The sequence below is a fragment of the Chryseobacterium sp. HNCC26DJ238 genome, assembly GCF_057180465.1.
The window spans coordinates 35,195-48,801 of the sequence record NZ_JBXUGI010000023.1 but is presented as its reverse complement, the minus strand read 5'-3'; the positions used below and the strand labels follow the sequence as shown (position 1 = coordinate 48,801).

The 13,607-nt window shown below is 36.3% G+C and carries 10 protein-coding genes; 8 read left to right on the top strand and 2 right to left on the bottom strand.

Going from position 1 to position 13,607, the window contains the following annotated elements; genetic code table 11:
- Positions 1-36 precede the first annotated feature (36 nt).
- Complete coding sequence (gene aqpZ, locus AC2A07_RS18295) at positions 37-753, bottom strand: aquaporin Z (protein WP_484051569.1); 717 nt, start codon at positions 751-753, stop codon at positions 37-39.
- A gap of 240 nt (positions 754-993) precedes the next feature.
- On the opposite strand from aqpZ, the gene AC2A07_RS18290 reads away from it, so the two are divergent.
- The 8 genes from AC2A07_RS18290 (at position 994) to AC2A07_RS18255 (ending at position 12,894) form a co-directional block, all read left to right on the top strand.
- Complete coding sequence (locus AC2A07_RS18290) at positions 994-1,611, top strand: DUF5715 family protein (RefSeq protein ID WP_484051568.1); 618 nt, start codon at positions 994-996, stop codon at positions 1,609-1,611.
- An 80-nt stretch (positions 1,612-1,691) separates the two neighbouring features.
- Positions 1,692-3,614 carry an ABC-F family ATP-binding cassette domain-containing protein gene (locus AC2A07_RS18285; RefSeq protein WP_484051567.1) on the top strand — a complete coding sequence of 641 codons (1,923 nt, stop codon included), beginning with the start codon at positions 1,692-1,694 and terminating at the stop codon, positions 3,612-3,614.
- Between the two features lie 160 nt (positions 3,615-3,774).
- Complete coding sequence (locus AC2A07_RS18280) at positions 3,775-4,131, top strand: hypothetical protein (RefSeq protein WP_484051566.1); 357 nt, start codon at positions 3,775-3,777, stop codon at positions 4,129-4,131.
- Between the two features lie 401 nt (positions 4,132-4,532).
- Entirely contained in the window at positions 4,533-6,926 is a 2,394-nt protein-coding gene (locus AC2A07_RS18275; protein WP_484051565.1) for a TonB-dependent receptor, read from the top strand.
- Positions 6,927-6,946: 20 nt separating this feature from the next.
- Positions 6,947-7,534, top strand: coding sequence for a hypothetical protein (locus tag AC2A07_RS18270; RefSeq protein ID WP_484051564.1), 588 nt, complete (start codon positions 6,947-6,949; stop codon positions 7,532-7,534).
- A gap of 126 nt (positions 7,535-7,660) precedes the next feature.
- A complete protein-coding gene (locus AC2A07_RS18265) occupies positions 7,661-8,995 on the top strand; it encodes a trigger factor (protein ID WP_484051563.1) in 1,335 nt (444 codons plus the stop codon).
- Positions 8,996-9,185: 190 nt separating this feature from the next.
- Positions 9,186-9,875 carry a hypothetical protein gene (locus tag AC2A07_RS18260; protein ID WP_484051562.1) on the top strand — a complete coding sequence of 230 codons (690 nt, stop codon included), beginning with the start codon at positions 9,186-9,188 and terminating at the stop codon, positions 9,873-9,875.
- Between the two features lie 166 nt (positions 9,876-10,041).
- Complete coding sequence (locus tag AC2A07_RS18255; RefSeq protein ID WP_484051561.1) at positions 10,042-12,894, top strand: M16 family metallopeptidase; 2,853 nt, start codon at positions 10,042-10,044, stop codon at positions 12,892-12,894.
- A 118-nt stretch (positions 12,895-13,012) separates the two neighbouring features.
- Here AC2A07_RS18255 and AC2A07_RS18250 read toward each other — a convergent pair whose 3' ends face one another.
- The gene (locus AC2A07_RS18250) at positions 13,013-13,597 is read right to left on the bottom strand and encodes a DUF3109 family protein (RefSeq protein WP_314494912.1); all 585 of its coding nucleotides are present in this window, start codon (positions 13,595-13,597) and stop codon (positions 13,013-13,015) included.
- Between the last annotated feature and the right edge of the window lie 10 nt (positions 13,598-13,607).

Sequence of the window (13,607 nt, the reverse complement as noted above, 5' to 3'; positions counted from 1 at the left end):
ATCAAGACAGGATTTTTTAAAATCTGTAATATAAAATTACTTTACCTGATCAGGTCTTTCCATCAATAAATTATAAGTAAATGCAGCTGCAATACCTCCTAGTACCAGAGCAACTATAAACAGCCACAGCTGTGAAAGGGCTTCTCCTCCGGCAAAAATTGCGGGGCCTATACTTCTTGCTGGATTTACAGAGACTCCTGTTATTTTTATTCCGACGATGTGGATTAATACTAGTGAAAAACCAATGGCCAGACCTGCGAATCCGCCGTTGATATTTTTGGTGGACGTTGAACCTAAAATCACCATGAGGAAAATAAAAGTGAATATAAATTCTGCCACGAAAGCAGCAGTTGTATTATAAGCATCCAGATATCCTGTTCCCCAACCGTTGGATCCTAAAGCCCATGGAGCTAATACAGCACCCGGGTGATTTATGAAAATGACATAGAGAATTCCTGCACCTATAACAGCTCCGATAATCTGTGCAATGACATACCGTATAGCTTCGTCCGGTTTCATCCGTCCGGCTGCAACCATGGCGATAGAAATGGCTGGGTTGATATGACATCCGGAAATATGTCCGATTGCGTACGCCATTGCTATGACACTCAAACCAAATGCGAATGAAATTCCCAAAAGACCTATTCCTGTTGTGCCGTCTGCCCCTGCGATCACTGCGCTTCCGCAGCCCATCAGGACAAGTACCATTGTGCCGAGCATCTCAGCAAAAAATTTTGAAGTTTTTGAAATCATCTTTTTTATGTATTTTTAATTTGTAAAGCAAACTTACAAAAATTAATTATTCAGAATTAAAGAGATTGAAGTGTTTATTTTTTAAATATTGAATCATTTTTAAATTTATATGATAATAGATTAACACTATTTATGTGTTTTTATGTGTTAGTAAAATCTTATGAAGGTTCTGTTTAATTTAAGTCTTTTTACGTCATCAAAAACTGTATTTTTGCGTATAGAGTTTCAAAATAGTTTTCAATGAGGAAGTTGATTTATATTATTCTATTCTTTTTTTATCATGTTTTTTACAGTCAGGGTTCTAAAAAGGTGATACCGTGCTATGATTTCGCAGAAGTTTTAAAAGTGGAGCCAACGATTCTTTATAAGCCTCATTTAGATGCTTCAAAAAGTTTTCATGTAAACATTCTCAAAAACACTTCACAGGTTCAGAAGTATATTAATAAAGGAAAATTTCACACTGTTAATAAAACAGGAAAAGGCTACCGTGTTCAAAAGCTTGATTACAGCAGGGCGTATCTGGTTTCAAAAGCGAAAGCTACATTAGAAAAGATAGGCTCTAAATTCAGTAAAGATACCAAAGGACATACTTTTACGGTGTCATCCCTGACAAGAACGCTGGAAGATCAGTGCAGATTACGGAGAGTCAATGCTAATGCATCGCTGGGAGTCAGTTCGCACAATTATGGGAATTCTTTTGATATTTCTTACGTGAGATTTGATAATAAGTTGAAAAATAATCCCAAACTGGAGGCTGCTTTAGAAAAAGTTTTAAAATATTATGCCGATGCAGGACGGATTTACTACATCAAAGAACGTCAGCAGAGCTGTTTTCATATTACCGTGAGGAATTATTAAATTCAAAGTCCTTTATTTTCCGTATTTTTGCACCCGAAAAATATTCGGTACAAATTATTCATCATTAATTACTCATAAAGATGCTTTCGGTTCAAGGTTTAGGCTTACATCATTCAGGAAACTACTTGTTTCAAAACGTGAATTTCACCATTAAAAAGGATGATAAAATTGGTTTGGTTGGTAAAAACGGAGCGGGGAAATCCACGCTTCTTAAAATGCTTTCCGGAGAAATCACGTTCTATGAGGGAAGTGTAGTTCCCGAAGGAAGTATTACCATAGGATTTCTTAAACAGGATCTTGATTTTGTCAAAGGGCGAACGGTATGGAATGAAACCATGCAGGCTTTTGAGCAGATCAATGCATGGAAAGAGGAACTGGAGGAAATCAATCATCAGATGACGGTGAGAACCGATTATGAAAGTGATTCTTATACAGATCTGATCAACAGAATGACGGATCTGAATGATCTTTTGATGCACCATGATGCTTATAATCTGGAAGGTGATATCGAAAAGGTATTATTCGGTCTGGGATTTAAAGCAGATGATTTCCAAAAAATAACTGATGAATTTTCAGGTGGTTGGAGAATGAGGATCGAACTCGCGAAACTGCTTCTGCAAAAAAATGACCTGATGCTTCTCGATGAGCCTACCAATCACCTGGATATGGAGTCAATCATCTGGCTCGAGAACTTTCTGAAAGATTATCCGGGAGGAATTCTTCTGGTAAGTCACGATAAACAGTTTATGACTGCAGTTTGTAACAGGACATTTGATGTCAATAACAGGAAAGTAGATGATTACAAAGCCAACTACTCAAAATACCTGGTCATGCGTGAAGACCGCCGCGAAAAACTGATTCAGGCCAAGAAAAATCAGGATGCGGAAATCAAGCAGATGGAAGATAATATCAATAAGTTCCGTGCGAGTGCCACCAAAGCTTCTTTTGCTCAGTCCCTGATCAAAAAATTAGATAAAATAGAGCGGATCGAAGTAGATAACGAAGATGTTTCTAAGTTCAATATCCGTTTCGTGCAGTCACAGGTTCCGGGAAAGGTTATCTTCGAAGCAGAGAATCTCGGTAAATCCTATGGTGAAAAGCAGATCTTTGATGATGTGGATTTTATCGTTCAGCGTGGTGACCGAATTGCTCTTCTGGGGCAAAACGGACAGGGTAAAACAACTTTGGCGAAAATTCTTTCAGGAGATATTAAAGAGTATTCAGGCAACTGGAATTTAGGTCACAATGTAAATATCGGGTACTTCGCTCAGAACCAGGAAGAGGTATTGACTCCCAATAAAACGGTTCAGGAAGAGGCTGAAGATGCAGCGACAGAGGAAACCAGACCAAGAGTCCGGGATCTGCTGGGATCTTTTCTTTTTCAGGGAGAAGCCGTTAATAAAAAAACAAAGGTGCTCTCCGGAGGTGAAAGAAACCGTCTGGCATTATGTAAACTGCTTTTGCGTCCTTTTAATACTCTGATTATGGATGAGCCTACCAATCACCTGGATATTCAGTCTAAGGAGATTATCAAACTGGCCTTACAGAAATTTGAAGGGACATTAATCGTAATTTCTCACGATAGAGAATTCCTGCAGGGGCTCTGTGATAAAATTTACGAATTCCGTGATGGGCACATGAAAGAATTCCTTGGTGATATTAATGAATATCTTGAATTCAGACAAAAGGAAAGCATCCGTGAGATTTCTGCTGAAAAAGCAAAACTCCACAGTGATGAACCAAAAGCTGAACCAAAAAAAAATGAAGAAAAGCCAGCTGTCTCTCAGACAGTAATAGTAAGTAAGGAACAAAAAAATATTCAGAATAAGCTGAAGAAAGTAGAAGAAAAAATTTCAGAACTGGAAACTAACATAGAAAATTTTGAAGCATCTTTCACCAAGGAAAATCCTTCTGAGGAAACTTTGGAAAAGTATAACAAAATCAAAGAAGAGCTTGATCTTGCACTGCAGGAATGGGAGCATCTCGGAACACAGCTGGATTAATTTTAATGAAATATCAATGGAAAGGACAGGTTTTTAAGCCTGTCCTTTTTTTGCACAGTTACAGGGCTCCAATATGGGTGATGCGATAATATATTCTTTCTTTAATCAAAATTTAATCTTTAAATAAATACCTTTAGAATTTTATTGCTATTTTTGCAGGATGATTTTTAAAGAAAGCAGAAATCTGAAAAGTTTTGTTTCCAAACTCTTATTTGGGATCTACTTTTTTGCATTGTTTTCTTCAAGTTTCCACAGTCATGATTCGGCAGATGTTTTTATAGGTTTTAATCTTAAAAAAACAGAAAATACTATTTCAAAGAACCTTGCTAAGGAAAAAGCAGGCGACTGTCTTGCCTGTCATTTCCTGGCAACCGGAAATACCCTTATTCCTGAAGAGTTCAGTGTCACCTTTGGGGCTTATACGCACCAGGTGGAACAGATCATTGCTGTTCAGGAAAGAATTTGGTCTCAGACTAAATTTTCATTCCGACTTCGGGGTCCGCCCACAATTTCTTAATCACCGATTTATTTACCGGATTTTTTTATTTAAATTTTAGAGTTTAAATGGTCTGAAGTACCTGATATTTACACTGATTATCGTTTAACCATTCATGTGGTATCAGAACCTGAGTATTGCCGGAGTAATAATCAGATCGATTTTTTAAACATCCCTGAAGATAAGCATATTGATGCTGAATTCCTGAATAAAGGATCTTGGCAACATGCATAAAGTCCAATGATTCTTTTTAGAATCAGAGCATGTAAAGGGGATTCTGAAATTTAATATTAAAGAAAATTTAATCCAAATTTTTTAACGAACAATGCTTTTGGTTGTTGCGAGTCATCAATTCAGATGATAAGAAGGTTTTACTATAAAATATTAAAATCCTGCAGCCAAAGTACAATCAAGCTATCACAATGAAACTGATTTATAGTGTAATGCTGATCCTTTGTGGGTTGGTGTTGACAAATGCACAGAAAACTTTCACTGTTCAGGGGACAGTACAGGATTTCCATGATAAAACCACGCTCGAAAATGCAGTGGTGACATTGGGAGGTTATTCTGCAAGAACAGACAAAGCCGGAAAGTTTTCTTTCAATAAAATTCCTTCGGGAAACTATACGCTCATTGCAAAGCATCCTGACTGTAATGATTATACTGAAAATGTAGGAGTTACACAGGATTTGCATCTTACCATTACCCTTGAACATCATGTGCAGGATATTGAAACGGTGACCATTCACGGAAGTCATAGGAATAATGGGAGTCTGGTTGTGAAGACGATAGATAAAGAAATGATCTCGCGAAACGTTACTGAAAATCTTGGAAATTTGATGGCTAATATTTCCGGAGTCAATGTACTTAAAACCGGAAATAATATAGCAAAACCAATTATTCATGGACTTTACGGAAGTCGGGTTTCTATCCTTAACGACGGTGTAAGGCTTGCTGAGCAGGAATGGGGAGTTGAGCATGCACCGAATGTTGATATTAATAATTTCGAACATATTGATGTGATCAAAGGAGCTTCAGCACTGAAATATGGAAATGGAGCTGTTGGCGGAGTTGTTCTTTTGCAGCCTCAGATTCTTCCCAAAAAAGATACTCTTATGGGAGCTGTTTCTCTTTCTGGTATCTCTAATGGCAGAGGTGCAGACCTTAATATAAAATTGGCAAAAACATGGGAAAACGGATGGGCTGTCAAAACCAATGGAAGTTTTAAAAAGCTCGGGGATCTCCATGCTCCTGATTATGGTCTGATGAATACAGGACTTCAGAGTTCCGGATTTAATTTTGGTGTTCAGAAAATGACTTTTAACAAAGGTTTTTCTTTTGATTATTATCTGACGAAAAGTTCAATTGGTATTCTCAGAAGTTCCCATGTAGGAAATTCGGAAGATCTGCGGGCGGCTCTCACTGCACCGCAACCTTTCTATCAAAGGGATTTCAGTTATGATATTGATAATCCGAGTCAGGAAATTGAGCATCATATTGCTAAAATTTCGGCTTATCAGAGGTTTAAAAATTTCGGGAAGATTACTGCGACATACAGTTTTCAGTACAATCACCGGAAAGAGTTTGATATTCGACGTGGAGAAGAACTCAGCAAAAAGCCGGCTTTAGACCTTGAATTGATAACCAATGATCTAAATATCAATCATCTTATTGAAAGAGGAAATTGGAATCTTGAAACCGGGATTAATGCTGGTTACCAGAATAATTATTCTAATACGCAGACAGAAGCTAGGCGTCTTGTTCCTAATTATGACAGGTATTATGGGGGAATATATTCTGTATTAAAATACAAAATTACTCCCAAATTAGATATGGAGCTTGGCGGAAGATATGATTTTGATCATTACGATGTGACTAAATGGTATGATCTGAGCGACTGGAATAAACTTTATGACGCAGATTATTCAGACTTTGTAGTAAGGGTGAATAAAAACAGAATTCTTACAAACCCAACTCTGAGTTATCATAATATTTCAGTGAATGGAGGAATCGTTTATCGTCCTTCGGAATATTTCGATTTGAAGTTTAATTATGCCAGAGTCTCTAGATCTCCCAATGTTGCTGAACTTTTTGCAGATGGTCTGCATCACTCGGCAGCGATTATTGAAAGAGGGGATATGCGGATAAAAAGCGAAGACGGGAGCCAGTTTAATATGATTGCTGATATAAGAGCAAATGTATTAAAAGGTCTCAATGTATCCGTGAATCCATATTTCTTTTACACCAAAAATTTTATCAATGAGATCCCTAAAGGTTATCAGAATACCCAGTGGGGTGGTGCTTTTGTAGTGTATAATTACGAGCAGATTGATGCAAAAATGTATGGACTAGATCTTGATGTACAACTCAAAATGACAGATAATCTGGAATATAAAGGAAGTGCATCATATGTTTACGGGCAGGATCTTACTCATGATGTTCCTCTTATTTTGATGATGCCTCCCAATTTTAATAATTCACTGGAATTTAATAAAAAAGAATGGGGGAACTTTTATGTTAATATAAGTAACAATACTTTTTTAAAGCAATCCAGATTTCCTGTTTATAATGTTCCGATAAGATTATTTGATTCTGATGGAAATGCTTATAATCAGGAAGTAGATATTTCTACACCACCGAAAGGCTATTCTCTTTGGAACTTTCGTACAGGTGTCAATCTGTCTAAAAATTTCGGTATTGATTTCTCAGTCCGAAATGTCCTAAATCAGTCTTACAGAGATTATCTGAACAGACTTCGTTTCTTTTCAGATGAGATGGGAAGAAACTTTATTTTAACTCTTAAATATCAATTTTAATTACTTAAATCAAAAAAAAAATGAAAAATATTTTTAAAAATACTGCGCTTACTTTAGGTCTTTTATTTCTAGTTATTTCTTTAAGCTTAACCTCATGTAACAGAAGTGATGATGAATCAGATGACCTTCCTCAGGAAGAACTTTCTGATGTTCTTTTAAAAGTGACAGATGAAGCTACAGGAACTCCGGTAATTTATGATTATCAGGTGAATAGTACAACCAATCCTAACGTTAAGCTGATCAATGGCCATACCTATAATGTGGAGGTGATTTTTAAAAACGGAGATGAGGATGCTACTCAGGAAATAAAAGATGCTAAAAATGAACATTTCTTAATATATAACTTTCCAAATTCTGATATTACACTGACCCGTACAGATGACAACACTTCCACAAGAGAAGATGGAAGCCGTGTAGGATTAAAAACTAAATGGATTGTAAACACTGCTGTGAAGAATGCATCTGCAGCAAGTCAGCTGGTTCTTACATTATATCATGAACCTGTAACGGTTTCTGAGGCGTCTGCAGTCAGTGGAAACGGAGTTGTTTACGGTACTCATACAGGAGGCGAAACAGATGCGCAGGCAAATTATAATATTATAAATTAAAACAATCATCCTAATAACAAACCACTGATATTTCAGTGGTTTGTTATTTTAACTTTATTATAAGAAAATGAATGGTTCGTTTTAATAAAAAATTCATATTTTTGCAACCTAAAATTTTAATCAATAATGAAGGTTACCGCAAAAAACCATGATGATGTAAGTGCATTGCTTACAGTAACATTGGAGAAATCTGACTACAAAGAAAAAGTAGAAAAGCAATTGATTAATTATGCTAAAAACGCACAAGTTCCCGGATTCAGAAAAGGAAAAGTGCCTTTGAGTATGGTTAGAAAGCAATATGAAGCAGGGATTGCATTCGAAGAAATCAACAAACAAGTTTCTGATGCTTTGAATAACTATATCAACGAAAATAAACTGAGACTTGTAGGTCAGCCAGTACCTCAGCCCGTGAATGATTTCAATCACAATGCTGAGAAGTTGGAAGTTGCTTTCGAAGTAGGTTACGAACCTGAATTTACAATAGATTTGGCTAAATATGAAGCTCCTCATTATAAGGTGGAAGCTTCTGATAAAGAAATCAGCAAAAGCATCGAAAACATGCAGAAGCGTTTTGCAGAGCAGGTTCCGCAGGACAAAATCACTAAAGATTCTTATATCAACTTAGAGATTTCTCAGGTTGTGGAAGAGGATGCTGAAGGAGAGCACCACCACCATCCAAAGAATGTTACCATTACTGCTGAAAACAAAGATGCTTTCAAATTGGTAAAAGCTTTGAAAATGGATGAGTCTGTGAAAGTTTCTAAAGAAACGCTTGCATCTGACGAAACTTTAGCTAAAGAATTAGGATTCACTAAAGAGGAGGCTGAGCATTTACACCATGCTGAAGTTGAAGTAAAAGTGAAAGATTTTTACAGCTTAAATCTGGCAGAACTTAATCAGGAATTATTTGATAAAGTGTACGGTGAAGGCAATATCAAAACTGAGGAGGAGCTTAAAGATAAAGTAAAAACCGAATTAGACGAGTATTTCCAGCAAAATGCTGATGTTCACTTTGTAAACAAAGTATTGGAGCAGGTTTCTGAGAAAGAAGAGGTTCAGCTGCCTGAAGCATTTTTAACGAAGTGGTTGGTATTCTCTAATCAGAACATTCAGTCTGAAGAGCAGGCTAAAGAGATTCTTGAAGCAGAGAAAAACCAGTTGAAATACCAGATCATTGAAGGTAAACTGATGTCTGATAATGATATCCAGTTAGATTATGCTGATGTTTTGGCTCAGGCTGAACAGTTGGTTAGAAATCAATTGGCGATCTACGGAATTCATCATTTAGGAGATGAGGAAGTTCAGAAATATGCTGCTGAAATGTTGAAAGACCAGGAGCAGGTAAGACAAATCTCTTCTGAAGTGGCCATGGCAAAACTGAAAGATGTAATTCTTGAAAAAGCGACTAAAAAAGAAACTGCAATTTCACACGACGAGTTTTTAGAAGAACTTAAAAAGTAATTTGCTTTTATAAATAGTAAAGCCACCATTTTCGGTGGCTTTTTTTATGGGAAAACTTAATCTTTCCATATCATGCATAATTCTTATATTTACATCGCAAAAATTAAAATTGATGTTATCGTAATTATTCAGATTTTTTAATCCTACATTAGACCGATAATATTCTGAACTAAACAATAAATATCTACCTATGAAAAAGATAATTCTTCCGTTATTCTGCGCTGTACTTTTCTCTACATCAGCAGTAGCGCAAAAAAAGACGTCAGCAGCTCCGGTAAAAGCTGAAGCTTCAAATTCAAAAATCACCCCACAGCAGGTAGTGGACAACTATCTTACGGCTCTTGGCGGTAAAGCTAAACTGGAAGCAGTAAAATCTACTGTTATCGAAAATACAATTACGGCTCAGGGGATGGATATCAACTCTACCACCAAAAAAATGGGGAATAAATTTAAATCTGTGCAGTCTGTGATGGGACAGGAAATGACTCAGGTTTTTGATGGAGAGAAAGGTTACATGAACCAGATGGGTAATAAAACGGATATTCCGGCCAATCAGATTGAGGAGCTTAAAAAAAGCAAGACGATTGACGCATTGGGTTATGACGCATCGAAATTCCAGACTGTAACGGTTGAGAAAATTGACAATAAAGATTACAACGTCTTATCTTCAGATAAGGGGAAATTCTATTTTGATGCTGCAACAGGATTGCTCTACAAAGCAGGAACTGGGCAGGGAGATGCCATTATGAAAAGCTATATGACTGTTGACGGGATTAAATTTCCTGAACTGATCGAAGCTGAAGGCGGCGGTCAGAAGGTTACCATTAAAACAAATAAAGTTACTTTGAACTCAGGAGTAAGCGAAGCTGATTTCAAGTAAAAATTAACGACTTATATTTTTAAAAGACCGGAAATTTTCCGGTCTTTTTTATGTACTCAGTTATTGTTAACTTACATTAACTAAGTTTAACGAATGTTTTAAGGATGGTTTTTTTTCTTATATAATAAATTTATATCTTTGTTTTTTAATTAATTATAACACTTATATGAAAAAAATCCTATTATCATTAGGTATTGTCTTTATGACTCTAGCTAATGTATTTGCACAAACTATTCCCTTAGATCCTTCCGTTAAAACAGGTATTCTTCCAAACGGGATGAAATACTACATTAGAAAAAACCATTTACCTGAACACAAGGTCAGCTTACGTTTAGCCATTAATGCAGGGTCAATTCTTGAAGATGAAAATCAGAGAGGGATTGCCCACTTTTTGGAGCACATGAACTTTAACGGGACCAAAAATTTTCCGGATAATAGTCTGGTAGATTTTTTACAGTTGATAGGGATTAAATTCGGACAGCATCTTAATGCCTACACCGGTTTTGATGAAACCGTCTATATGCTCCCCGTACCTTTGGATAAACCCGGAAATCTTGATGCCGGCCTTAAAGTTATGGAAGATTGGGCTTTCAACGCCACATTGACAGACGAACAGATCAACAGAGAGAGAGGTGTTGTTTTAGAAGAAATGAGAATAGGACTGGGAGCGGACAAAAGAATGTCTGATAGGTATCTGCCCAAAATTCTTAACAAGTCTAAATATGCAGAAAGGCTTCCGATCGGTAAGAAAGAGATTATTGAAAATTTCAAACCGGATCAGTTGAGACAGTTCCACAAAGATTGGTACAGGCCCGATCTTATGGCGATCGTAGTGGTAGGGGATATTAATGTAGATGAGGTTGAAAGCAAAATCAAAAATAATTTTGGAAAATATAAAAATCCACAGAACCCTAAAGAAAGAAAAATTTATGATTTACCTAATCATAAAGAAACTTTTATAGCAATAGAGACCGATCCTGATGCGACAAGTTCCAACGTTGAATTTATTATGAATGATGCAGATTACTCTAAGCCGCAAGTTACCATTGAGCAGTATAATCAAGGCCTTATTGAAAGTATAGCTATTGCAATGTTAAACAATCGACTAAGAGATTTGGCTGACTCAAATAACCCTCCATTCATTACGGGCTCCGTTGGCTATGGCGAAACGCTTGCAAGAAGTAAAAAAGCTTTTCAGGGATACGCAGTAGTAAAAGAAGGAAATCAGTTAAATGCTTTAAAAGTACTTTTAGAGGAGATTGAGAGAGCGAAGAAATTTGGTTTTACAAAGGATGAGTTAAGCAGAATAAAATCTGAAATGATTTCAAGTTTGGAAAGATCTTATAACAACCGTGATAAGATTGAAAATGATATGTTTGTGGATGTATATGTTGAAAATTATCTGAAACAGACTCCAATGGCAGGTTTAGACTGGGAATATGAAAATGTAACTAAGTTTTTACCAACGGTTACACTCGCTCAGACCAATGACGTAATCAGTAAAATGAGGAAAGAGGAGAATAGTGCTATTGTTTTCACTGGGCCTGAAAATAGTAGTCTGAAGATGCTTTCCGAGGCAATGGTTCTGAATACTTTCGAGAATGTAAAAATGGCTGATCTTAAACCTTATAAAGATAAAGAAATAATCAAAGATTTAGTCAAACCTTTTAAGTCTGACGGTAAAATTACAAAAGCTGAAACTGATTCTAAATTAGGTATTACTACATGGACTTTAAGCAATGGCGCTAAAGTCACATTTAAAAAGACTGATTTCAAAGATGATGAAATTGTTTTCTCTGCAATAAGTTCGGGAGGAAATTCATTATTGAATGATTCAGATTACAAAAAAACTCAGTTTGCTTATGATGCCCTTACCGAAGCAGGAGTAAACGGATTTTCTAAAACCGATCTTAACAATTATCTTGCAGGGAAACAGGTAAATGTAAACCCATTTATCAGCAATGTTTTAGAGGGAGTGTCAGGAAGTACGAATCAAAAAGATCTGAGCTCTGCATTAAAGCTGATGTATGCTTATTTTACGGGTTTGAACTATAGTTCTGAATCGTTTAATACATTCAAAATTAACAGGTCTGCCATGTTGGCTAATGTTCTGTATGACCCTCAGTTTTATTTTTCAAGTGAGTACGCAAAATTTGTCAATCAGAAAAACCCACGATTTACTGGTCTGATTCCTATGGAAAAAGACTGGGAAGCTACAGATTATAAAATGGCTTATAATGTTTATAAAAATAAATTTGCGAATGCTGGAAATTTCCACTTTTATTTTGTGGGAAATATTGAGGAGGAAAAATTTAAAAATGAAGTTCTACAATATATAGCAGGATTGCCGACTACCGGAAAAAAAACCAATTTCAGAGATACAGGATACAGACCCCTAAGCGGAAGTCATACAAAAGTTTATAAGAAAGGAAAAGAGCCTAAAAGTATGGTGCAGATCGTTTATTCCGGTGAAGTTCCATATAATGAAAAAGAAGATATGGCATTGTCTGCTTTAGGTGAGGTGGCAACCATTAAGATTATTGAAAAACTGAGAGAAAACGAAAGCGGAATCTATCAGGGAAAAGCAGAAGGTGGAATGAGCAGAATTCCTTACGGCAATTATAATTTCAGTATAACTTTTCCATGTGGTCCCGAAAACGCAGATAAATTGACGGAAAATGCTATTGCTGAATTGCAGAAACTGATTGATAAAGGGCCGGAGCAGAAAGATCTTGATAAATATAAGCGAGGTGAGATCAATGATTATCATACATCTTTGACAGACAATACTTTTTGGATGAATGCAATCTCAAAAAATCAATTGGATGGAAGCGATAAATATGAGATACTAAGTTATCAGGAGAAAGTAAATGCCCTGACGGTAAAAGATCTTCAGGACGTTGCTAAAAAATATCTTTCCAAAAACAGAATTGTGGCTACCTTAATGCCGGAAGACGGTTGGGAGAATGCTCCAAAAAAAGCTGAAAATACAACTGTCACAGCTACTGTAACGAAGTAAATCAATGATTTTAATAAATAAAACAAACAACCGCAGAAGCTTTCTGCAGTCATTTTGTTTTTAAACATATTCAAACCTTATTTCCTACCAGATCTTATATTTTGAAATTCATCACTTATCATGATCCGTACTCCTTTTTCCATTCTTCTGCAACTTCGCTGAGAGTCGTGTAGAAATCTTCACCATATTTCCTTGTTAGAGGCGTTTTAAGGAACTTATACACCGGCACCTGCAGTTCTTTGCCTAATGTGCATGCATCATCGCAAATAGGCCATTCATGGTAATTCAGTGCTGTGAAAGAAGAATATTCAGTAACACGTATCGGATATAGGTGGCATGAAATAGGTTTCTGCCAGTCTACAGCACCGTCCTCATAGGCTTTTTCAATTCCACATTTTGTAATTCCGCGCTCATCAAAAGTTACGTAAGCACATTCTGCATCTTCAATCATAGGCGTAACATACATACCGTCCATGGGATCAGTCGTCCATGTGCCCTGTTCTTCCAAAGCCTTGATTCCGTCCTGAGTAAGATAAGGTTTGATTTTATCGAAAATATTATCTAAAATCACAAGTTCATCTTTATCAAGAGGAGCTCCTACATCGCCTTCCACACAACAGGCTCCTTTGCATTTGGTGAGATTGCATACAAATTCTTCAGAAAAAATATCCTCAGAAATTAATTTATCGTCTATTTGAATCATAATCTTTTTT